Here is a 24140-nt window from a genome sequence, read left to right as displayed (position 1 = left end):
TCGCAAGCTCCTCTTTCTGGGCTTGAGACAACTTGGGAGGGCGTCCCGGAATCGGTTTGGGGCGAAGACCGTCGGGTCCATTCTTCTGGTAGGCTTGATACCAACGAGAGACAGAACTCCTGGAGGCACCCAGATGGCGGGCTACAGCCGACAGATGTTTTCCTTGCTTCAACAACTGGATGGCCTGTCGGCGTCGCTTCTCCAGTTGTTGGGGGGTTCCTTGGGGTCTCATACCCCCAATTATAGCTAAAAATATGAGAATGCTCCATTCTTTTTACGAAGCTCAATATCTTACATTCTCAAAATTCGTCCATAGTACGCTGAGGAGGAGTTTACTAATTAAATACTTAAAAATATATAATTATATATATAATTTTAAAAAATTATATTTGCATTTTCAAAAAATTGGCATTATGTTTTATCATGACTGTTGTTGAAGAATAATATTACTACCTCCCCCTATCGAGCGTTGAAAGGATAGGGTAGCCGATAGGGCATAAGCCCGCTGTTGTTCTAAATGGCGGGCTTTTTTGCAATAAAAAACCCGGAAAGACAGCTTCCGGGATTTCTTTCTGGAGCGGGAAACGGGATTTGAACCCGCGACTTCAACCTTGGCAAGGTTGCACTCTACCGCTGAGTTATTCCCGCATTTTGCGTGTGAATATAACAGAGCACCCCACAACTGTCAAGCATTTCCCCCATTCCAGGTTCTTCATTCGCTATTCCATCCGGAAGGCGTCCTTGATCAATTCGACTTCGTAACTCCCATCGCAGGTAGCGGAGATCAGTACCGTATCGAAACGGCAAATTCTATCATCCCACCGCTTCATGGAGATGAAATGATTCGCCATGCCTGCGATCCGTACCCGCTTTCTTTGATCGAGAGCATCACCTGGTACTCCGCAGGTTTCGCTTCTCCTCATCTTGACCTCAATAAAGGCAATGACATTTCCATCTACCGCAATGATGTCTATTTCGCCGTATCTCGTTCGAAATCCTCTCTCGATGATCCTGTAACCCTTCCGCTGAAGATACGTTGCGGCAAGTTCTTCCCCCATCGCCCCGATGTGCCTCCTAGACAGTCTCTCCTTGTCGATCACTTTCTTCATCGTCTCAACCGCGATTCATTATTCTCCTTTCGAGCGCCTCTCATTCATCATCCCGACCAGGATCGTGCTGTTCAGACATCCTTCTCCTCCTCATGTCCTCGTTCTCCTGCATCCTCCTGATGTTTTCGATCTTGTTCTGTAACTCCCTGGTGAAATCTACCATGAAGAGCAGGAATCTGGCTCTCTGCCTTGGGCTCAGGATGGTTCCGATCTGCGAAAGAATCTCTTCCTCGTTCTTCCTGAATTTCTCGTCCATTTCATGGAGCTGGTCGAGCCTTTTCAGTATCGCATCATCGCTTGTGCGCGTATCGGCCAGCATCTCCTCCAGGTCCTTCAGGAGGAGCCTCTTCTGTTCCATGAACCTGTGCTTCTCTACTTCCATCTCTTCAACGATGGGGATGATCTTCTGATCCTGCTCTTCGGTGAGCTCGAGAGCCGACTTCATCTTGTAGTACATGTAAATCTTGATCGTCTCTCTTAAATCCTTCTCTCTCCTCTGCTTCCGGAGCTGCTCTCTCTCCTGAGCCATCGTGAGAGAACCCAGCAAGAAGAGAAGAAACGAGGAAATAAGAACAACCACTAATTTTTTCCTCATGGCTACTTCTCCATTGTATTTTCCTTGCTTCGTTTCACGATGAAAAATCCATCAGAGATCCTTTACGGTATCAGATCTCATTCTAAATCATCTCCGATTCCATCTGCTCGATCAACTTCTCCTTCTCACTATCGCTCATTTCCTCAAGGCGGAAATAGGGAATAAAGTCATCGCCATTAAAGGCGTTGATGCTGACCGGTGCGGTTTTCCCGTTGATGAAGAGAACATCGAGGCTCCTGAAATAGAGACTATCCTGCTGATAGAAGGGTATCACTCTCTCGAGGAGATCATCAATCTCTTCTGCACCCACCTCCTGGATCGCCTCCTGGACTCTCATCTCATAGCGAGCAATCTGCGGCTGTTTCTGAATCGAGTATCTGTAAGAAAAAAGGATAGTAATGAGGAAGATGGCGACGGCTCCAGCAGCGGCTATCCATCTCCATGGGGAAATCGGCATGATCAATCGCCTCTCCCGGGAGCGTTTGTCAATCTTTGAAAATACCCTCTCGTTGAAGGAGCCCCAGTAGGCTTCACCGGGATCGACTTCCTCCTGCCGGGAGATCCGATCCAGCAATTGTCCCATCTTCTCCTTTTCCAGCGCGCATCTCCTGCAGATGGACAGATGCTCGTCCAGGGCCTTCTCATCCTCTGTCTTGATTGTCCCGCAAAGGCTTTCAAAGATGAGTCTATTAACGACACTGCATCTCATGGTTGAAATCTCCTCCTGCTATTTCTCTTCCAGTCTGCTCCTCAGAAATTTTATGGCATGAAAGAGGTTCGCCTTGGCTGCCCCGGCTGTTATTCCCAGGGCCCTCGCGATCTCCCGGTGCTTCATCCCGTGAAATATCTTGAGAAGGAGCACCTCCCTCTGTCGTGCCGGAAGGAGCCGCATCAATTCGGCAAGACGTTCCTTTACTTCTGTCTCAGGTTCGGCGTTTTTCCGCTCCGGAGCCATCATGATCGTTTCTTTTGTCAGTGGAACCATCACCTTCCTTGACTTTCCTTCTCTCCCCGCAACGGTCCTTGCCGTGTTGAGGGCTATGGAATAGATCCAGGTCCTGAAAGAGGAAAAGCCCCTGAATTTCTTCAGCGAAAGATAAGCTTTGACGAAGGTATCCTGGGCTATATCATCGGCATCGTGGTGGTTCCCGGCTATCCTGTAAGCCAGATGATAGATATCTTTTCTGTACCTGTTCATCAGAGCTTCAAATGCTTCCCGATCACCGGCTCTTGCCCTTTCGATTAGATCAAGCTCCCCGCCCCTGGCTTTTTCCGATCGGGTCTCTTCCATGAAAACTCTTAACTATTGGACAGGATTTTCATTAAAAAAGTTTAATGGAAGAAGACTCTACATTACCTCTTCTTCCATCTCACACCCTGCGGCGTGTCCTCAAGAACGATTCCCCGGGAAAGGAGTTCGGCTCTGATCCTGTCCGCTGTCCCATAGTCTTTATTCCTCCTTGCTTCGTTTCTTTGCGCTATCATCTTCTCGATATCTTCATCTATAAACTCCCTTCCTCTCTCGATGACGCCAAGGACCCTGTCCCAGGAACGCAGCAGCGAAAGAATCCGATCCCTCTCTCCTGCGGTAACTTCTCCACGATCGTAGGAGATATTGACCTCCCTGATAAGCTTGAAGATGACTCCAATGGCACCAGAGATATTGAGGTCATCGTCCATTGTCTGAATGAACTCCGACTCCGCCTCACGGATCTTCTCCTGAAGTCTTTCGTTCATTCCGGCAACAACTTTTTCACTTTCCAGCCTGTATCTGAAATCGTCTAACCGTTCCAGCTCTTGCTCCGCCTGCTTGAGAGCTTCAAAAGTGAAGTTGAGGTTCTTCCGGTAATGAGTCGCGAGAAGAAGATACCTGATGGAGCGCCCCCGGTAACCATTCTCCAGGAGTTCACGCAGGGTGTAGAAGTTCCCCTTCGACTTGGCCATCTTCTCCCCGTCGACCAGAAGGTGAGAGGAATGGAGCCAGTAGTTGACAAACTTCTTGCCCGTGCAGGCTTCGCTCTGGGCGATCTCGTTCTCGTGGTGAGGAAAGATGTTGTCCACTCCCCCGGTATGTATGTCAAAGGTCTCGCCGAGGTACTTCATGCTCATGGCAGAACATTCCAGATGCCAGCCCGGTCTTCCTTCGCCAAAGGGACTCGGCCAGAACGGTTCTCCCTCTTTCTTTCCTTTCCAGAGGACGAAATCCTGCACGTTCTCTTTGTCGTACTCATCGCTGTCCACTCTTGCTCCATGTCTCAGGACTCTTTTATCCAGTTTGGAGAGCCTTCCGTAGTCATTGAAGGAAGAGATTCTGAAGTAGAGCGAGCCGCCCGTCTCATACGTGTAACCCTTCTCCTTCAGGCAGACGGCCAGATCGATCATCTCTTTAATATGGTGAGTTGCGCGGGGATAGATCTCCACTCTCTCGATGGCGAGAGCATCGATGTCCTTGAAAAAAGCCTCGATGTAAGGCGCCGTATATTCATCGATCGGGATCTTATTCTGCAGGGAGGCTTTGATGATCTTGTCTTCCACATCCGTGATGTTCATCACCTGAGTCACTTCCAGACCCCTGAATTTCAGATATCTTCTGAGAAGATCTTCCCAGACATATGTGCGGAAATTTCCTATATGGGCAAAGTCGTAGACTGTCGGGCCGCAGGTATACATGCGCACTTTGTTGCCCTCAATTGGTTTAAACGCCTCCACCTGCCCCGACAGTGTATTGAAGAAATGAATCATATATATCTACTTTCCCCCGTTCACAGCTGTCATGACTTTAGAATTTACAGGAAGACCTTTTCCTTGTCAATTTCTCCAACCGGGGAGTATCCTCAATTTTCGTCCTTCGATTATTGTAATTTTCAGAAATATTGAGCTCATACGATGCAAGATATGGAGCTCTTGAAACTCTTCTTCCAATCGCACGGGTAAGCACAGGTTGCAGGAAAAGAAAAGGGGGCATAAAGCCCCCTTTTCTCATGCTCTTCGATTCTGGCGCGGCTAGAACTTCATCTTGAATCCGACCTGGAAGAACCTGCCGAACCTTCTTTCACCGATCATCCTGCGATTGGCGATCGCCCATATTCTCAATCGATCTTCGTTGAGAACATTGAAGATGTCGGCAAATACAGAAACCAGCGTCTTCTTGATGAGGAGATCCTTCTGGAACTTTACGTCGAAAGTCCAGAATGATTCGTTCCTCTGATCATTCCTCTGATGCGTGGGATAGGTTGTCCTGAATCGTGGTTTAGCCGGCCATTGGGTTGCAAGATAGGGATTATTGGAATCCAGGGAGACATCCTGTTTGATGATGGAATACGGCAACCCCGATTCCCATGTAACCAGCGCTCCCACCCTGAAATTCCATTGCGGGATTTCCGTCGTTGCATTTATCTTGATGACATGTCGCTGGTCTGTGCTGAGGTATCCCTTTTCATCATCGAGTGTGGTTGGATCATCGCCAAGTCCCTGAGCATAATCTTCAGCATCTCCCTTGGAGACTGAGTAAACATAGCTTGCCTGAAGCTCCCAGTGATGATGCCTCCTCTTGTTGAGGGAGATTTCAAAATCTTTATAAACGGCGTTGTTGAAATTCCCTATATAGAAAATCTCATTGAACATGGGATTAGCAACAAAGATATCCGGTATTCCATCTGGATAGAAATTAAAGACGGGGCCAAAGTTGCCTATTTCTCCTGTAGCTTCATACCTCCCCGTGCAATCGTCCAGGATTCCATCGGGCTGGGATCCAAGTTTTACCGTTCCCGTCGCAGGATTGCACTTGGTGTTATCGCCGTAGTCTCCGGCGTAATGGTTAATATCAATGTCCTGTAATTGATCCTTGTAATCCCTTTTATTGACTTCCAACCGGATCGATGTCTCCGTGGCGATCTCAGTTTCGAATCCCAGCGTGAATTCATCGGAATGAGGCGTCTTGATATTCTTGTCGATCATTGTCAGGGTAACCCCGGACGTGTAATAGGGAATTGGATCGATGATAGTTTTTCGTCTCGCATCCTCACCACTGATTCCCTGTCCGCTCAGCCCGTAAATTGCCTCGTATTCAACGGGTGCTTGTTCCCATAATGGAACAGCCAGAAAGATCTTGTCATAGTATCTTCCAAAGGTTCCATAAATCTTAGATTTACCCTTGTTCCAGGGATCCCATGAGAATCCTAACCTCGGCGCAATATTGGTGTTGGCGAGCTGAAAATCCTCGTTCTTCCTTGTCTTCTGCCATAAATAGTTGACGTATCCGACTCTGGAGCAATCACCCAGCGTCGCACAGAGATAATATTCATTCTCATATCCAGTAAAGGCACTAAAGGCAGGGGGCAGTCCATTACCTTTCTCTGGATCCGCTCCTATCGCCTTGATCTGTTGCTCACTATAATCGTCAGGATTCCACCCCTGCCTCAGAATGTAATCTTTTCCTGCCTGGTACAGGATATTCTCGAAGCCATCTTTCTCGGCCAGGGGATAGAGATCATGATACCCGGGAGAATCTATAACTTCATTGTCAACGCGAAGTCCCAGATTGATAGTCAATGTTCGGATCGGCTTGATGCTGTCTTCAAAATACAATCCCGTCGTGTATCCAGTAGCTTTTCCAAGGGAAGTACTCGGAATAAAGTTGTAAACATCTGCATATCCTGCAAATTCCGTGCGAGGTTCCTGACCTGGGATAACCACATCCGAGGTCTGTCCCGCCCAGAAAATTATGAATGGCCGCAATTCGATCTCTCTGAAATATCTTTCCCTCTCATGAATCATCCCCGTCTTGATTCTGTGGCTCGTCCCCAGGAACTTCTCGATAAAGTACTCCCAGTCCGTCCTGACGGTGAACCTCTGTCGCTCATCCCGCCATGTGCGGAAGAACGACCCGCTTGTTTCGCCCGTGGCTATGTCATAACAATTGGCGGTTGTAGATCCGGGGAATATGTCTTCATTGCTTGGATCGTACAGACAGTTATTCTTTGCATTATAAGTCATCGGAAGGATATCGATTCCCACATTTGAATAGGAAACGAGTGACGTTACGAGCAGCTTCGGTGAAACCGGAACCTGCCATGTTATGGCGTAAGTGGGTCCACCACTCTCGTAAATGAATCCCGATTCTGGATCTGTCAAGGAATCTATTCCCAGTCCTTCCCACCGACTTGGGTCCGCCGAAGCCTGAAAGATGAGTTTGTTCTTTCCAGTAACCTGCCATGTCAGCTTATCGAAGTTTCTCGATCTTTTGTTCGTAATAACAATAGCGCTCGTCAGAGTATTGACGGGGATGCCAATATCAAAATACTCGTGTGAAACGGCCCAGAATAATTTATCTTTTATGATCGCCCCGCTCAGCGAGAGGGCGGGATTCAACCACTTATAATCGGCAAAGATGTCTTTTGGAAGGTTCGTTGCTCCGTTCCCATCCAGCAATCTTGAGCGATAATAGAAACTGGTAGAGCCACTGAACTCATTGCTTCCCTGCTTTGTAGTGATCTTGGCGAAACCTCCCTGTGCTCTCGAATATTCTGCGCCCGCTCCTCCTGTAATGACCTCGATATCCTCGATGGCATCAGGATTGACGTTGGACATGAACATTCCCGTCAGGGGATCCACGTTGCTCACGCCATCGATCACCGCTTTGAAGTCCCTTTCCCTTGATCCCTTCACGTTGGGATTTCCATCCTGGTCTTCATCCATGATGCCCGGAGCTCTGGAGAGAACCGATTGATAGTCGCGTCCAGCGATGGGTAATTCGCTGACGAACTGATCCGAGAAGGTCGTGGATGTCTGCGTTTCCTCCGTTTTTACGAGCTCTCTCTTGCCCGTGACTTTGACGACTTCCTTGATCTCGGCAATCATCTTAATGAGAAAATCCTGTGGTTGGTCCCCTCCCGTGACTTTGATATCAGTTACCCTTTGAGGAGCATAACCCGGAAAGGTTACGACGAACTCATAGTTTGAACCAACCGGTAGAATAGGATAGAAGGCTTCTCCCTGGACATTCGTGATGAGCGGCATATCGGCGATCAGCTTGTCCTTATTGGAAAGGACGACGGTTGCCCCTGGCAGGGGGAGATCTTTCTCATCGAAGACTTTGATGCGAATGGCGCCTGCCGCCATGGCGGTAGAAATGGCCAGAAAAAGCGTCACCAGCGTGCATATGGTTCTGCGAAGATTCATAGGACCTCCAAACCCCCTTATCTTTGAAAGCGTGTTTTTAAGAGCGACTATCCCAGTTTCTTCCTTGCAGGTGTTGATATGGCGAATTGCTCTTATACCACCTGACCCCCTTTCTGTCAAGGTCATATATATATTACTTCCATTTCATCTAATTATAAGCTGAAGTTAGTCGGAAATGGGTTTCCTGCTGCAGTAATACAGCAGCGCTAAATTTTGATCTGGAGTTTCTTGATCTTCTCATTGAGCGTCGTGGGTTTTATCCCCAGAAGTTCTGCCGCTTTCTTCTGCACTCCTCTGCATCTCCTCAAGGCCTCGGTAATTAGTCCTCTCTCATAGTCATCGATGGCTTTATTCAGGCTGAGCATCTCGCTCTGTTCAGGTCTAAAGGGAGAAAGCATGGTCTGTCTGACATGGGTAATCTCTTCGGCTACCAGATCCATCCCGATCTCATCCCCTGAAGCCAGAACGACCCCCCTCTCGATAAAGTTCTCCAGTTCCCTGACATTCCCGGGCCAGTGGTACTTCATCAGCAAGGCCATGACCTCTTTCGAAACTCCGGTCAGAATTTTCCCATTCTCTGCAGAATATTTTTCAAGAAAGTGGGAGACGAGAAGAGGAACATCTTCCTTTCTCTCTCTGAGCGGTGGAAGGACGATGTTGATGACGTTGAGTCTGTAATAGAGATCTTCCCGGAAGTTTCCCTCCTCAACGAGCCTCTTCAGGTCTACGTTTGTGGCGGCGATGATGCGCACATCCACCCTCTTGCTATCCACGGAACCGAGCGGGAGGAATTCCCTCTCCTGTATTACGCGCAGAAGCTTTGATTGGACATCACCTTTGATGGTGCTGATTTCATCAAAGAAGATTGAACCTTTGTCGGCGACCTCAAAGAGCCCCTTCTTGTCGTTCGTCGCTCCTGTGAAGGCTCCCTTCACGTGCCCGAAAAGGTTGCTCTCCAGTAATTCCGATGAAATGTTCATGCTATTGACGACTACGAAAGGATGGGAACTCCTCTGGCTCTTATTGTGGATCGCTTTCGCCACTAGTTCCTTTCCCGTGCCACTTTCCCCCTCTATAAGAACGGTCGACCTACTGGGTGCGATCTGCTCGATTAGCCGGTAAATCTCGAGCATTTTCTTGCTCTTCCCCACGAGCTCCTCAAACCGGTGCCTCTCGGTGATGGCCTTTCGGAGCGCAAGATTCTCTTCTTTCAGTTCTTTTTGCTTGATGGCCTTATCAGCAAGGTTGAGGACTTCCTCGTTCTTGAAAGGTTTTGTCAGGTAGTGGAAGGCTCCGAGTTTCATCGCCTCGACGGCAGATTCGATGGTTCCGTAAGCCGTCATCATGATGACGGGAAGAGCGGGGTTTATCTCGACGATCTTTCCAAGAGCTTCGAGACCGCTCATCCCTGGCAGGAGGATATCGAGAAGAACAAGGTCAGGATTCTCGCCGTCGAGTCTGCCCAACCCCTCTTCCGCGCTCATTGCCTGAGCGACCCGGTATCCATTCTTCCTGAAGAGGGACCCCAGAACGTCCTGGACGATCTCCTCATCATCCACAACAAGGATCTTTCGCTCCTTCATTTCTGTCTCATCTCATGCAAAAAGAATTTTTCTGGAGATAGGAAAATCCCCTCATAGCTTTTCCTTATTATACTTTTTAATGAATAATTAAGAAAGATGATGCGAGCGCTTCAGACCATGAGCCTCGCTTCCATGCCGACAGGGAATTCAATGGTAAACCGGGTCATCTTTCCGGGGACGCTCTCCACCGAAACTTCCCCCTGATGCTCCTTGATGATCCCGTAGGAAATGGAGAGACCAAGACCGGTCCCTTTACCCCGTCCCTTAGTCGTGAAGAACGGGTCGAAGATCCTGCTGATATCTTCCCTGGCGATCCCGACACCGTTGTCACAGATCTCGACGATCGCTTTTTCATTCTCGAACCGGCTTTCCACTTTAATCGTGCCACCTCCCGATTCGAGCGCATCCCTCGAATTCAAGAGGATGTTCAGAAAGACCTGCTGGAGTTTGTTCTTGCTTCCCTGCAACAGAGGAATCCCATTTCCCAGATTCTTTTCGATATCGATCTTCTTTCCCTGGAGCTGGGACTCGAAGAGGGAAAGGCTATCCTCAATAATCTCGTTGATGTCGATCTTTTCAAATGCTTCGCTGTCTCCCCTCGTGAACTTCAGAAGCGAGTTTGCAATACTCGACGCCCTTGCGGACTGGCTCTCGATCTTCTTAAGTATCTCGTATCTCGGGTCGCCCTTGTCCATCTCTTCGAGGAGCATCTGCGCATAACTCGATATTCCCGTCAGAGGCGTGTTCACCTCATGAGCCACGCCAGCCGCCAGAAGCCCGATGGATGCAAGACGCTCCTGCCTCAGAAGCTTTTCCTCCAGCTTCACCTGTTCGGTGACATCATCGAATGTGACGACATACTGAACAGGGAAGTCGGTCTTCTGTTCGAGGGAAGAGATGGCGATGTTGACTATGATCCTTCTTCCGGTACGATTGATGAAGGTGTAACGGTAGGCCCTCTCCTTTCCTCCAGGATTGTTGTTTACCCTGTCCAGGATGTGCCTGGCAAGATGCGCGGGAAAGATCTCGGCGACGCTCCTGCCAACAACCTCGTTTCGGGCCATGCCGTGGATCTCTTCAAGGGCTCTGTTCCAGTTGAACACTTTCCCGGAGGAGTTTATGACCATGATCCCGATCTTGCTGCTTTCAAGAATGCTCTCCTTGTGCTCCATCAACCTGTTGATCTCGCCCACCTTTTTGCTGACCTCTCCGAACAGCCTGGCGCTCTCGATTGCCGCTGCAGCATGGCCCGAAAGGGTTGCGATGAGGAGCAGGTCTTCCGAGTTCAGCGGGCTTCCCTCGCTCCTCTCGCCGGTGCCCAGGATGGCTCTCAATTCTCCCTTCACCTTCATCGGGAAGAGATAGGCGATTCCATGTGAAAGCAGGCCTGCCGTTTCCTGCTGAAGACCATTGGCCTCGGGCTCGAACAGCGGAAGGAAATCAGAATGCGTGAGCCTTTTTATTACTGGAGAATTCTCATCGATGGAGATATTCCTCCCGACGTCCCCCTCCGAATGCACAAAAATATTCTTCTCGTCATTTTTCAGAAAGAGAAAAGCCCCCTTAAGGTTGAGCGTGGCAACGATCTTCCTGCTGAAGCTGGAGACCAGCGAGGTCATATCTACATGAGAATTCAGATCCTGAATGAATGAGAGGACAGACTGCCGGAAGTTGTATTTTTCTCTGTAGAAAAGTTTCTCGACTAAATATCTGGTGCCCTTCCTCAGTCTGGGATAGATGAAGGCTGTTACGAGGGCCGCGAGAAAGGCAAAGAATTTTTCGCCTGGATCGTAGACCGGTCTAACAAGTCTCTCGATCACAATGGAGACGGCTGCAAAGATCCCCAGTGTGAAGAAGGCTAAGGAGAGATAGAATAACCCTTTCTTCAGGTAAAGGTCCAGGTCCATCAAACGATATTTCAGCAGTGCCGATGAGAAGGCGAGGGGAAGAATGATGACAGGAAATACAGAAAATTCGGTCCATAGCGGAACTTCCCCTGCCAGGGCGTAAGGGATCCCGTAGATCAGGGCGAAGGGACCGAATCCGAGCCCGATGCCCCAGATCATCCATCGTATCTGGGCCCTATCGTAGAAAGATTCCAGTTTGAAATAAGACTTGATGAGGATGGCAGCTGCTGCGATTACGCTCAAGGCGATGAGGAGAAGCTCCATGCGATCTTTGATCTCCAGAGCCCTGACGGGATCTGCAAAATCATAAACCCCTCTGAAGACAAAAAAATGGATGTTCAGCAAAAGAATCAGGAGGGATGGGATATACGCGATCGGGATAGCCAGCTTTCTGGATACAACGAGACCGCGAGAAAAGACAAGAACAAAATTGATGAGGAGAGCGGGCAGGAATATCCTTGCCATGAGGTCGGCACCATAGAGGAGCCTGTCTCCAGAGGAATTTCTTCCCGTTGGTGAGAAAACAAAGAGAACAAAGATTGTGATGGACAGCAGAAAGTAGATTGAGATGAACTTCCTGACGCGCATCCGTAGGGCAAGATAGGTTCCGGTGAAGAGCATGAAGAAGCCGACAATGGCGAGGTAATAGTAGGAAAGATCTCCTGATTTTTCATATGAAACCATGAGAAAGACCTCTTTCACCTCGTTCCCCCTCTTGACCTTTAAAGCAAGAGGGGACTCACCTTTCTCTCTCCAGGGATAATCTTCCGCTGAAAGGACGCTTTTAACAGATTTGCCGTTAATGGATTGAAGGGTGTCTCCTTTCTGGATTCCTGCATGGGCTGCAGGACCGGCTGGCTCCACGAACTCTGCTACCGGACCCTCCGATGAAGGGCTCCATATTACTCCATCATGAGGAAGCCGCCATATGCTCTTCCAGTAAATGCTGTAGAATCCAGAGATGGCAAGAATGATGGCTGCCACTATGATCAGCGCAGCTTTCAGCTTTAATCTCAAGCCGGCATGCATTAAGATCCCCGATTTCAGAGCTTTAGGAGCAATTTATATGCCATTCGATTTTCAAAGCGCCAACATACAACTCCTTTAAAATAATGACATTATAGCTTTAGAACGGCATGAGAAAGAGTTGTAATTCAATTAATTGGACACCGATAAAGAATTATTCTAACTTTTGGATTTCCAGTTGTCGGGGATTGTTTCTGAGAAGCTTGACGGTTAGGCTTAGAAACTGAACAAGAATCCACCACCGACCCTTCTGGCAGGCACCAGAAGACCCGCGAGCGGATTGCTCCTCGAATCATCATATGCGAGAATATCATCGTACTCAACGACCGCCCTGAGTTGAACCCCCTTGACTTTTACGATGGGGATTCTCTGGTTCACCTGGATGGATATCATGGAATACCGAAATGGAAGATCGCTTTCGTAAGATCCCTCTTCGTAAATGCAGTCTCTCACTTTCCGGTATCGAACGGAAAGCTCCGTATCACTCTCGCTACTGTATGCCCTGAGTATTGCAAGAAGGTAGTTCATGTCTCCCTGCCGGAACATCTGAAGGGGAATATCGTCAGGCAGAACCGTTGCAAAGGTCCCCTTCACCTCGCCATAGTCAAGGCCAATCCCCCCATTTATCACTTTGAATCTTTTTTCAACGAATACACCTGCTCCCACCCGGGAAGCATTTCCATCCGTGATGTATAGAGCAACATCGTTCCATGGCATCTCTGATGCTTTTTCTTCTGCGCTTAGAAGAAGAGGGGCATAAGAGACTCTGGCACTTATTGAGCCACTTCCGAACTCTTTTTTCAGATCGATCTTGCAAGATATATCTTTCTCATGGCCCGATGGGTTTCCAGCACCGAAGGAAGCTCTCCCGGAATTATCCCCGCCTGAAAGAATATTATCCATGGCATAGGAGAGCTCCGTTTTCAGGATCGAGCCGGACTTCGCTCTGTACTCGATCTCGAAGACAGGGATTACTACCTGAACATCACCGGAATGATAGAGGCGGTAGTACTGGACTCCAAGACCGATTGTGATCGGGGCAATAATGACCCAGTGATCCTTTCCATAGAAGAATAGATGTTTGCCCATCTCACCAGGGCCGTAATAGGAATGCGTGTCGTAAGGTGAAGTTACACGGAAGAGCGGATAGGAATTATCGTAAAACCGGGTCCTCAGGCCTATGTCTATCTCATGTTCCGCTGTCAGTGAAGCTTGAAAATTCCCGGAAGCGTTGATGACCTGATTCTTGACGCTCCAGGGATCATCTGGAGATCCATCGAGCCCCATATACGGCAAATCGCCGTTGAACTTCATCCCGGCATGGGACATCTGAACCTGGATTGCCAGATCGTCGTCTTTCCTCTGCCATCCTGCTGAATAGCCCCATCCTCTCTGGCTTCCCTCGAAGAGAGAAAGACCGGAGAACCGCTCATCCTTGATAGTAAGAGAATCGGTCCCGTAAAATGTCTTGAAACCGAGCGTCCCCCATTTTCCAAGATCATAACTGCCGATGATGCCCATCAGCTTGGCGTCTCTCTTGAGGGAATCGAACAGAGAATCCGTGTCGGAAGCTTCCTTCCATTTCTTCCTCTGCCCTTCGAATTCAATCTTGAGGTCCGAACCTATATTCCCTGAGAATGAGAGTGCCACGCTGTTCTTCCTGTCACCGCTGCCTTCCTGCTCATTTCCGCTCATCTCTCGCGATGCAACCTGTTTAAGTTCCAGAATGAAAGGAAGCGAATCCGGAGTCGAAAAACCGTACGATCGTGCAATGGTTCTTCGAGCCATCGCTTCGGCCGTATCGTCATGGCTCCCTCTTTCCAGCACGGAAGCCGCTTCCACTTTCTTGAGGAGATCCTTCTTTGGAATTCGTCTGACCCAGTCCAGGGTCACCGGAATCTTTTCAGCGTCTTTTGCGGCTCCTGCAGTGAGCGGCTTTAGCGTGAGATTCAACGATGCTACGGAGGAAGCGTTGACGTTTTCAACATTTGTCAGGTAGCCCTTCTTAGCGGCTGCGATCTTATAGACACCAGGGGCTATCTTCTCAAGCGTGTACTGACCCCTTTCATCTGTCCTGGTGTTGATTATCTCCCTGTTGAAATTGTCCGATGAGACAAAGATATTAACGTCGGAGAGAAGATTCCCAAGGCTGTCCCTTACTATGCCTTTTATGGAGATCTCGTTGCTTGATGGAAGGACATTAAAGAATGAGAAGAACAGAATTAATACCGGGAAGAAAAGGAGCCTGCTGATTCCCTTCCGATGCATCCTAACCTCCGCCCCAATCGGAGTTAATAAGCATAATCTTTCGAGATTATAATTTCTTGAATTGAGAATGTCAATTCATATTGACACAAAAGTCCATGCTGTTTAATATCATCCCATGAACCAGATAATATTTTGGAGCCGATTCCCCCTCCTCCTGATCTTTTCACTTATTCTGGCCTCGCCTTCCTCATCGGTCGTTCCTCTCAAGCTTGTTAAAGAGACGCGTATTACCGTGGAAGTGGACATACTTGCTCTGGACGACTCGGGAACGGAAAAGCTCGCCTCGCTGAGCGCAGAAATACCAGCAGGCAAAAGAGGGTTCCTCGCGAAAACACTCCCCCTCCAAAAGGATGGGCGACAGGACTCCATCGGTCTGGAGATAGAAATGATAGCCGATGCGAAAGACCGGGAGAAGATCCTTCTTGAAGTGAGTTCGAACGTCTGGCCCCTGAAATCAGAGGAAAAAACAGAGTACAGGAGGAGCGAGAAGATAGAATTGAACGATGGGTCATCATCCCTCCTTGAGATCTACAATTCTCCAGTGATAGATAAAAAGATCATCCTGAACCTTAAGGCAAGCTTGAAGGATGTGGAGACGTTCCGCATCGCTTACCCATCCACGACGAAGGTCCACTTTCAACTCAACATCTATCGGATTTCGAAGGGAAAGGAGATCCTCCTCGAACAGAACTCACTGAGCACGCTCGTTGGCCAGACGGCATCCTACTACCTGCATCTCTTCGCTGGCGAAAAGGATGGTAAGAAAGGTAAACTGGGCGAGGAAGAGCTTGATATCAGGATGATCCCGCTCTCCATCGCGGATGAGATCGTAGAAGTGGAGATCGTCCTTGCCGGGCGGATCCTCACCAGCGGCGGGAAGGGACAACCCGTGGAAATCAGAAGAGTGGATAAGGTCGGCAATTCATCACCCCACTCCGTGCTCATCGCCTCTGATGATTCTTCGGGCGGGGATGTGAAGGAAGGATATAGATTCGAGATCATCCCCTCCTTCTGATGGGTCGTCTCCAGCTCATTCGAATCTCTTATAAAAAAGAGTAACCCGATGAAAGTTGGTTACAAATGATAGAATCGATTGTTCTTGTTTAACGAGGCACTAATGATTCATGAAATTAGTGTGAGCAGTCGAAAGAGGATTGAGATGATCGACATCACTTCCGTGGTTCAGAAGATGGTCTCTTCTTCGAAGGTAGAGAATGGAACGTGCAACCTCTTCGTTCCGCATACGACAGCCGCCATCACCATCAACGAGGCGGCTGATCCCAGCGTCGCCAGTGACATCTCCGAAGCCCTCTCGAAACTCGTTCCCGAGGGAAGAGGCTACCGTCATACGGAAGGGAACGCCGACTCCCACATCAAATCGACGCTCGTGGGTGTCTCACAGCAGGTCTTCATAAAGAATGGCCGTCTCGTACTCGGAACGTGGCAGGGGATCTTCTTCTGCGAGTTCGACGGCCCGCGAAACAGGCGCATCCTTGCCAGGATCATCCCCGATAGATGACAGCAGGACGGAAATTCCACCTACTTCCTGTATAATAAGCTGCTATGAATTTCTCACGAGCAGCGGGTACCCTCTCGGCATCAAGCGAAAGAATCGCTCTTCACTTGAGAGTCATCAAGAAGCTCCTGATGTTTCTCATCGTAGCCATTGCTTATCTACTTCCCATCGCGGGGAAGTCAGAAGAGCAGCAGATGAAAAAAGAGGTCCTGGAAGCTCTACCTGGAGTCAGGATATCCCTCCAGAACGGCAAGGATATCGTCCTCATGTATGCTCCCAGGCGGGGTGAGGGGTATCTCACGCTTGCGGAGAAATTCACCGTGTCATCCGAGAACTGGAAAGCACTCAAGGAGATCAATCTAGATCCGATTCTCGTCGAGGGGAAGGAATACATGATTCCGTATCAGCTCCTCCGCGACGAATACAAATACCTTGCCGTGGTCAACATATTCCCTGAAGACCGGTTCGAGAAGGGAGCCTGGCATCACTATCCTTCCAAAAGCCCTATAGAAACCTTCGGCGTGGGGCTATGGCAGGCCTCCGAGTGGTTCACGGGCCGGGGCGAGAACTTCCAGGAATTGATGAAGATCAACAACATCTCAGACCCCGCTTCTCTGAGCGGAAAAGAGATCATCATCCCGGAACGTCTCCTCCTTCCCGTTTTCTCTCGACCACAGCTTCCGGAGGACAGCGATCTGACGTTCGGGAAAGACGCTGAAGGAGAGTTCGCAGGATACAGGATCAAGAAAGGAGAAGCTCTCTATACTTCCGTGGTCATAAGGTTCACAGGAATGACGGAGGTTGATGACGTCAATAATCTGGTGACCCTCGTCGCAAAGAGGAGCAGGATCAAGGACATGAAGAATATCCCGGTTGGTCAGTTGATCAAGATACCGACGGATCTTCTGCTCGCCGAATATCTGCCCAGAACAGACCCGAGAAGGATCGCCTATGAGCTCGAAAACTACGAGGCGGAGAGATACAGGAAGAAAATCGTCGCCAGAAAGCTGGAGGGGGTCTACGTCATCCTCGACGCGGGGCATGGGGGCGTCGATCTTGGAACGATGGCCCACGGCATCTGGGAGCACGATTACGTCTACGACATAATGTGCCGGATCAAGCGAAAAATAGAGGTTGAGACGTCGGCCGTCGTCCTTCCCATCATTGAAGACAAGAAGACTCAGTTTGCAGTCTCTGATTCACGGAAGCTGGTCAGGAACAAGCAGGGACACATCCTCACGACCCCAAATTTTCTTGCCCGGATTAACAGCGACACCAGCATGGCGGTCAATCTCCGGTGGTATCTGGCCAATTCTCTGAAAAGCCGATTGACGGCGGAGGGAATCAGTGATGAAAAGATCGTCTTTGCAAGCATCCATGCCGACTCTCGGCACCCCATGTTGAAAGGGGCGATGGTCTACTTCCCCGGCAAGAGGTATGTAGCCGACCGCTATGGAAATGGGAATTCCAGCCGGTACATGAGCTTCAAAGAAGTTGTGGAGATGCCCTACGCCTCCTTCACAGGAGAAGAGAAAACAAGATCGGAAGCGCTCTCCAAGGATTTCAGCAAGAAAGTTATCTTCTACTTCAAAGAAGAGGGGTTGCCAGTCAATCAGTACCTTCCAGTGAGGAACCGGATCATCAGACATGGAAGGGAGTGGATCCCTGCCGTTCTAAAGGGAAACAAGATCCCGATTAAGATTCTCCTGGAAGTCGCCAACCTCACTAACGCGGATGATGCCAGGATCATAAGAGAACCGGACTTCCGCGAGAAGGTGGCAACCGCTTTCGTCAGAGCACTCCTCGACTTCTACGGAGAATCCTGATGTTGACCTTTGATATCTCCTGTGGAACAATACTTGAAAATTCAGAAAGAAACTAAGATGAAAATTCTCGTTGTGGGAAGCGGAGGGAGAGAGCACACACTCTGCTGGAAGATGGTGCAAAGCCCAATGGTAACCAAGATCTACTGCACTCCGGGGAATGCGGGGATCTCGTCGGTGGCGGAGACCATTCCGATCGATCCCTCATCGATATCAGAGCTTTCCGATTTCGGCGCGGAGAAGAGGATCGATCTCACGGTCGTGGGACCGGAACTTCCCCTGATCCTCGGTCTCTTCGATGAATTTCAGAAGAGGGGACTCAAGGTCTTCGGCGCTTCCGCGGAAGCCGCAAGACTCGAAGGAAGCAAGGTATTCGCTAAAGAGTTCATGGCGAGGAAGCGGATCCCAACGGCCGATTTCAGAGTTTTCGATTCACCTGATGCTGCCGTCTCTTTTCTCAAGAGCAAGGAGTGCCGCTATCCGACTGTCGTCAAGGCTGATGGACTTGCAGCCGGCAAAGGGGTTATCATCTGCCAGAACCGCAGCGAAGCGGAAGATGCCGTCAGGAAGATGATGGTGGAGAAGATCTTCGGGGCATCAGGCGAAAGGATCATCATCGAGGATTGCCTGCAAGGAAGGGAAGTTTCTTTCCTCCTGCTCTCCGATGGCGAGGAGTTCATCCCTCTCGCTTCTTCACAGGATTACAAACGGGCTCTTGACAACGACGAGGGACCGAACACGGGCGGGATGGGTTCCTACTCGCCCTCCGCTCACCTGAGTCCAGGAGAGCATCGAAAGATTCTGGACGAGATCGTAGAGCCCACTATCACGGGGATGATGGAGGATGGCAGAAGATTCAAAGGGATCCTATACTGCGGACTCATGCTGACTGATAAAGGACCCAGGGTTCTTGAGTACAACGTGAGGTTCGGCGACCCAGAAGCCCAGGTCATCCTCCCCCGCATGGAAAGCGACCTCGTTCCTCTTCTTCTCGCCTGCGCCGGTGGCTCGCTCAAAGGGATGGATATCAAATGGAGCGATGGGGCATCCGTCTGCGTCGTCATGGCTTCCGGGGGATATCCTGGCTCTTTTGAGAAAGGAAAGCTTGTCAAAGGACTCAATCTGATCAAAGAGGACGATCGACTGCAGGTCTTCCACGCCGGGACTTCATTCAACCGTGATGGTGATATCGTCACTTCCGGCGGAAGAGTCCTCGGAATCAATGCGCTTGGAGAGACAATCGAGGTTGCCAGGAACAGAGCATATGATTGCGTGGGTAAGATCTGCTTCGAGGGAATGCACTTCCGAAAGGATATCGCCCTCGACGCTCTCTGACTCAATTGACCATGCAAATTTCTTCTTAAATTGCTGTAACTGTCAGAAGCATTAAGCTCTTGCAATATAAAACTCAAATTTATCCAGCAAACAATCCTTAAGAATCTGCTAATATATTTAGGAGAATCTGGAGGTCAAAACAGTGGCAAAAGCAAAAGTAGGCGTAGTCCTCGGAAGCGATTCAGATCTTGACGTTGTCATAGAATGCTTGAGATTGCTGAAACTCTTCGGCGTCCCGTTCGAGATTGAAGTGGCATCGGCTCATCGTTCCCCGCAAAAAACCAGAGACTATGCCAGATCGGCCTCCCGGAGGGGGCTGTATGTCATCATCGCCGCGGCGGGTGGAGCCGCCCATCTCCCTGGCTTCATCGCTTCCGAAACGACCCTTCCCATAATAGGGATTCCCATCCCATCATCGGAACTGATGGGTCATGACTCCCTCCTCTCCATCGCTCAGATGCCTTCCGGAGTCCCAGTGGCGACCATGGGCATCGGGAAATCCGGAGCCGCCAACGCCGCCATTCTCGCCGTTCAGATCCTCTCCCTTTCCGATCGAGCATTATCCCGTAAGCTCCACAACTTCAAGAACGAGCTGACCCGGAAGGTAAACAAGGCCTCGGAAAAGACTAAGATCGACATGGAGAAGATCATCCAGAAGTTATGAAGCAATTCTCCGGAACAAAATTCAAGGTGGAGACTCTCGGTTGCAAGCTCAACCAATTCGACTCCGCCGTCATCGAAGGAGAGCTCATCCGAAGGAAGTTCCTTCCTTGCATGAGCCGCGAGGAAGCCTCCATCGTCATCATCAACACCTGTACCGTCACCGGAAAGGCCGATTATCAATCTCGACGACTCATCAGGAAAGTTCGCAGAGAGAATCCTGACTGTACTATCATCGTCACGGGTTGTTATGCCAGGCTCGATCCAGATGCTCTGCGCGCTCTTCCTGAAGCCAACATGGTTATCGATGTCGAGGATGAGAAGGCTCCACGGGCAATCGTTGAAGAGCTCACGGAAATGCCGGTGGAAATGGAGGAATCGGGAACAGACATTCATGACGCACGAGTGCCCGATATTTTCGAGACCCACTTCAGCGGCAGGACTCGTGCCTTTCTCAAGATTCAGGATGGCTGCGACCTCAAGTGTTCCTATTGCATAATCCCGAGGGTCCGAGGGAAGAGTCGATCCGCGGAACCACGAGTCGTTATCGACAATGTTAAGAAGCTGATTAAAAAGGGGTTCAGGGAGATCGTCCTGACCGGCGTAAATTCAGGCGACTATGGAAGAGACCTCTCTCAACAAACCTCACTTCTCCGCCTTCTCAGAGAAATAGTCAGGATAGAGGATCTCGGCAGAGTCAGACTCAATTCCCTCGAGCCGCCGACCATCCCGGATGACCTCATCGATCTCATCGCTTCCACTGAAAAGATCGCCCATCATCTTCACGTCCCCCTGCAGAGCGGATGCGACAGAACCCTCAAGATGATGTACAGACCCTATAGAACATGGCAATACTCCAGGATCGTCGAGCAGTTGAGGGAGAGGATCCCTGACATCGGGATCGGCACCGACGTCATCGTCGGCTTCCCCGGTGAGACCGACGAAGACTTCGAGCAGACTTATAGCTTCATCGAGAACTCCCCCATAAACTTCCTCCATGTTTTCCCCTTTTCGAAGAGACCCGATACGCCAGCATCAAGGATGCAGGGGGAGGTGAATGGAAAAGTAATCAAGGAGAGGGTTTCTCTCCTGAGAAAGCTGGGAGAGAATCTCAGGTACAGGTTCCGGCAAAGGTTCCAGGGAAAGATACTGGACATCATCATCCTCGGCGAAAAGAGAGACGACGGCAGGTACCGCGCCCTCAGCGGCAACTACATAGAGATCGGGGTCGATGCACGCCCAAATGATGTCAACCGGATTTTCCCCTGCCGCATCATAAGTGTCTCACCCGATGACACACTCGGCCAGATTGTCTACTCCCATTGAGTAGTGCCTCAGTATAGGCGCTGGGACTATTTGCAGAATGAGTTGTTTTCCTGTACTTTTATAGAAAACGAAAAGAAATGTCCTCCGAGAATCCAGGAAGTCCCGGAGAGATTTACGATCAAGGAAAATGGAAAGGAATTACATTTGAGAGCGGTCTATTTTTTGAGAAAGAGGGGTTTCGCACACTGTCTTATCATCCTGATTCTTTTTTCACAGACCGCGGCCACTTTTTCCGACATAGAATTTATCAGGGATGATCTCGGTTTCACCCTGGGAAAAGCAAGGAAGGAAAACAAAGATATTATGATTTTTTTCTACACTGACTGGTGTGCCTGGTGCAAGGCGATGGACAGGCACATCTTCGCCGATAAGAAAGTCGCCGAGTTTTTGAAAAACCTTGTGACTATCAGGATTAATGCCGAAAAGGGGGACGGCCCCACATTCGTCAGAAGGTTCAAAGTTGATTCTTATCCCACCGTCGTCTTCCTCGATTCCTGGGGAAAGGAGATCAACAGGATCAACGGATTCCTTCCTCCCGCATACTTTCTCGAGGTGTCGCAGAACATCATCAATAACAACCGCTCCCATCAATCGAGAACACCCCGCCGATGAACGGAGGGATCTCTTCGAGATTCTCTTCTGGATCTCGTTTTATGCATTTTCTCTCGAACGAATGAATGGTTACTCTAACTGCTGAAAAAAGAACAACGGTAATCTCAGCGAGCAGAAGGACCGATATCCCGGCCTTTCATACGGGATGGTTCCTGGAACAGATCAGGAAGGGCAAGACTTCTTACACGAACCCCTTCGGCGGCACTCTTCACACGGTTTCTCTGAAACCGGAAGATGTCCATTCCATTGTTTTCTGGTCCAGAGACTATTCCAGACTCTTGCCACACCTTGGAGAACTGGAAGAGAAGGGATTTTGCTTTTACTTTCATTTCACAATCACGGGGCATCCGGTGACCTTTGACCGGAATGTCATTAATGTGAATGAAGCCATTAATCAATTCAGGACTATTTCCAGGCGCTATTCTCCCAATCATGTTCACTGGCGCTTCGATCCGCTCATCATCTCGGATATCAGCGATGCAGGCTATCTGATAGAGAGATTTGCCGAACTTGCCAGGGAGCTCAAAGGATATACAAAACGCTGCTATACGAGCTTCGTCCAGTACTATGGAAAGGTCAAAAGGAATTTGAAGAGACTAGAGGAAGAAACAGGGATCCATTGCTATGACCTTCCCGTCGACGAGAAGATCGCCATCGCAGGAAAGATCTCCAGGATAGCTGCAGACAATGGAATGAAACTTCTTTCATGCTGCTGTGATTACCTGATCGGCGGGCTGATCGAAAAGGCGCACTGCATTGATGGAGATCTCCTCAGAGAGCTCTTTCCAGAAAGATCCCTCACTGGAAAGGTGATACCGACCAGGAAAGGATGCGGCTGCTTCTCAAGCAGGGACATCGGCACTTACGACACCTGCTCCCACGGCTGCCTGTACTGTTACGCAAACGCCAACCCTATGAACTGACGCGATGATTTCCTCGCCCGGGAGATCATCGAACGATTGCTATTTAATTTTGTGACACTGAATGCATAGTTCCCTTGCGGGATCGAGCCTCAGGAATGCTCTGTAATTGGTCCCGTGGGGATCATGGCAGGAGGTGCAGAGAAGCTCATCTCGTTCATGCCAGACATCCCTGACATTCTTCCCCATCGGATGGCTGAACTTAAAATGAGCGCCATGGCATTGATTGCAGACGTCCAAGCCGGATAATGCCAGGAGCTTCCCGTTTTTTCCGGAATGGATGCTGTGACAGATTGAGCATCTTCCTCCCTCCACCTTTGACGGGTGATAGTACTTGCTAGCAGAGAATCTATTGGAAACTTCAGTGTGGCAATTCAGACAGGTGATCCACTCCTTCCGCCTGAAGAGATATAGGGAAGCGGATGCATGCGGCGTATGGCAGGATGAACACCCTTTCTCCAGCTCCATTTTATGCGAGATCGAAGGAGGTTCGCCCTTCTTCTTCTCCTCATGGCACATCAGGCATAGCTCCGTGGTCTCCGAGACGAGCTTCTTCAGGTCAGGCAAGGACATCTTGTGGCAGGTCGAGCACTCCCTTTCTCTGAACGGTTGATTCTGATGCTCGTGAATGAGACCCTTCACGTCTGATGCATGAGCCGTATGGCAACCCTCGCAGTCACTCCCACGGACATCCATACCGCTGTGAGCCCTGACCAAAACCTCCTGCGTGGCATTATGGCAGCTCAAACAGGTTCTCTGAAAATCGCCTTTCATGAGAAATTCATTCGCCGAGGAATGAGGAGAATGACATTTCATGCACTCCCCTTTCACGAAGGGAGCATGCGTCACAGCTTTCTTCATCTTTTCCAATTCAGGCTGATGGCACTGGAAGCAGAGAGGAGATGTCTCATTCAGAAGCTGGTCCTGATAATTGGAGGCATGAGGATGATGGCAGACCTGGCATCCCTTCGTTTCGATTGGTGAATGACGAACCCCCTGGGAAAAGCCCCCCTTCTCGGCTTCATGGCAGCGGTAACAGAGATCCGAATCCTCTTCCCTCACGAGACCCTTGTGGTCCGCCGTGTGTGGATCGTGGCAAACGAAGCAATCGTTCTGTTTCAGCGGCGTGTGCTGGAACTTCATGGTGGCAAGTTTTTCCAGATCTTCATGGCAGACGACACAGAGCTCTTTGCCTTTCCCCTGAAGGGCAACCTTCTGTTCCTCCGCTCCGAAAAGCAATCCAAAAGCTGCAGAAGATACCAGTATGGAGACGAAAAGAA

At 49.7% G+C, this 24140-nt stretch carries 19 protein-coding genes and 1 tRNA gene; 8 read left to right on the top strand and 12 right to left on the bottom strand.

Annotated features, from left to right (window positions below; translation table 11 throughout):
• The 11 genes from AB1756_07560 to AB1756_07510 all read right to left on the bottom strand — a co-directional run.
• Positions 1–232, bottom strand: a 232-nt coding sequence (locus AB1756_07560; protein MEW5807184.1) for a helix-turn-helix domain-containing protein, incomplete at its 3' end; no start/stop codon positions are given.
• Between the two features lie 341 nt (positions 233–573).
• Positions 574–648 (bottom strand) — tRNA-Gly (locus AB1756_07555).
• Between the two features lie 71 nt (positions 649–719).
• On the bottom strand, positions 720–1109 hold the full coding sequence (locus tag AB1756_07550) for a YraN family protein (GenBank protein MEW5807183.1): 390 nt from the start codon (positions 1107–1109) through the stop codon (positions 720–722).
• Between the two features lie 40 nt (positions 1110–1149).
• The gene (locus AB1756_07545) at positions 1150–1704 is read right to left on the bottom strand and encodes a hypothetical protein (protein MEW5807182.1); all 555 of its coding nucleotides are present in this window, start codon (positions 1702–1704) and stop codon (positions 1150–1152) included.
• 82 nt (positions 1705–1786) lie between these two features.
• Positions 1787–2413 (bottom strand): hypothetical protein, encoded by a 627-nt coding sequence (locus AB1756_07540; GenBank protein ID MEW5807181.1) that lies wholly within the window; start codon positions 2411–2413, stop codon positions 1787–1789.
• Between the two features lie 18 nt (positions 2414–2431).
• Positions 2432–2995, bottom strand: coding sequence for an RNA polymerase sigma factor (locus tag AB1756_07535; GenBank protein MEW5807180.1), 564 nt, complete (start codon positions 2993–2995; stop codon positions 2432–2434).
• Between the two features lie 62 nt (positions 2996–3057).
• Positions 3058–4452 carry a cysteine--tRNA ligase gene (cysS, locus tag AB1756_07530; protein ID MEW5807179.1) on the bottom strand — a complete coding sequence of 465 codons (1395 nt, stop codon included), beginning with the start codon at positions 4450–4452 and terminating at the stop codon, positions 3058–3060.
• A gap of 255 nt (positions 4453–4707) precedes the next feature.
• Entirely contained in the window at positions 4708–7884 is a 3177-nt protein-coding gene (locus AB1756_07525; GenBank protein MEW5807178.1) for a carboxypeptidase regulatory-like domain-containing protein, read from the bottom strand.
• Positions 7885–8090: 206 nt separating this feature from the next.
• Entirely contained in the window at positions 8091–9467 is a 1377-nt protein-coding gene (locus AB1756_07520) for a sigma-54 dependent transcriptional regulator (GenBank protein MEW5807177.1), read from the bottom strand.
• 110 nt (positions 9468–9577) lie between these two features.
• On the bottom strand, positions 9578–12391 hold the full coding sequence (locus AB1756_07515; GenBank protein ID MEW5807176.1) for an ATP-binding protein: 2814 nt from the start codon (positions 12389–12391) through the stop codon (positions 9578–9580).
• 225 nt (positions 12392–12616) lie between these two features.
• Positions 12617–14668 (bottom strand): carboxypeptidase-like regulatory domain-containing protein, encoded by a 2052-nt coding sequence (locus AB1756_07510; protein MEW5807175.1) that lies wholly within the window; start codon positions 14666–14668, stop codon positions 12617–12619.
• A gap of 115 nt (positions 14669–14783) precedes the next feature.
• On the opposite strand from AB1756_07510, the gene AB1756_07505 reads away from it, so the two are divergent.
• The 8 genes from AB1756_07505 (at position 14784) to AB1756_07470 (ending at position 22863) form a co-directional block, all read left to right on the top strand.
• Positions 14784–15683, top strand: a complete 900-nt coding sequence (locus AB1756_07505) for a hypothetical protein (protein MEW5807174.1) — start codon at positions 14784–14786, stop codon at positions 15681–15683.
• 102 nt (positions 15684–15785) lie between these two features.
• Entirely contained in the window at positions 15786–16187 is a 402-nt protein-coding gene (locus AB1756_07500) for a secondary thiamine-phosphate synthase enzyme YjbQ (protein MEW5807173.1), read from the top strand.
• A gap of 44 nt (positions 16188–16231) precedes the next feature.
• A complete protein-coding gene (locus tag AB1756_07495; protein ID MEW5807172.1) occupies positions 16232–18010 on the top strand; it encodes an N-acetylmuramoyl-L-alanine amidase in 1779 nt (592 codons plus the stop codon).
• A 57-nt stretch (positions 18011–18067) separates the two neighbouring features.
• Positions 18068–19342: a phosphoribosylamine--glycine ligase gene (gene purD, locus AB1756_07490; GenBank protein MEW5807171.1), complete on the top strand. Its 1275-nt coding sequence runs from the start codon at positions 18068–18070 to the stop codon at positions 19340–19342.
• 142 nt (positions 19343–19484) lie between these two features.
• Positions 19485–20006 carry a 5-(carboxyamino)imidazole ribonucleotide mutase gene (gene purE, locus AB1756_07485; GenBank protein ID MEW5807170.1) on the top strand — a complete coding sequence of 174 codons (522 nt, stop codon included), beginning with the start codon at positions 19485–19487 and terminating at the stop codon, positions 20004–20006.
• Positions 20003–21328, top strand: a complete 1326-nt coding sequence (gene mtaB / locus AB1756_07480; protein ID MEW5807169.1) for a tRNA (N(6)-L-threonylcarbamoyladenosine(37)-C(2))-methylthiotransferase MtaB — start codon at positions 20003–20005, stop codon at positions 21326–21328. Before purE ends, mtaB begins: the two co-directional genes overlap by 4 nt.
• 162 nt (positions 21329–21490) lie before the next feature.
• Positions 21491–21940, top strand: a complete 450-nt coding sequence (locus AB1756_07475; GenBank protein ID MEW5807168.1) for a thioredoxin fold domain-containing protein — start codon at positions 21491–21493, stop codon at positions 21938–21940.
• Between the two features lie 65 nt (positions 21941–22005).
• Positions 22006–22863: a DUF1848 domain-containing protein gene (locus tag AB1756_07470; protein MEW5807167.1), complete on the top strand. Its 858-nt coding sequence runs from the start codon at positions 22006–22008 to the stop codon at positions 22861–22863.
• Between the two features lie 39 nt (positions 22864–22902).
• Here the strand turns inward: AB1756_07470 and AB1756_07465 are convergent.
• A partial coding sequence (locus tag AB1756_07465) for a cytochrome c3 family protein (protein MEW5807166.1) occupies positions 22903–24140 on the bottom strand: 1238 nt, incomplete at its 5' end.

This window comes from Acidobacteriota bacterium (genome assembly GCA_040752675.1).
Classification (GTDB): Bacteria; Acidobacteriota; Polarisedimenticolia; order JBFMGF01; family JBFMGF01; genus JBFMGF01.
This window is presented reverse-complemented; position numbering and strand designations above follow the sequence as displayed.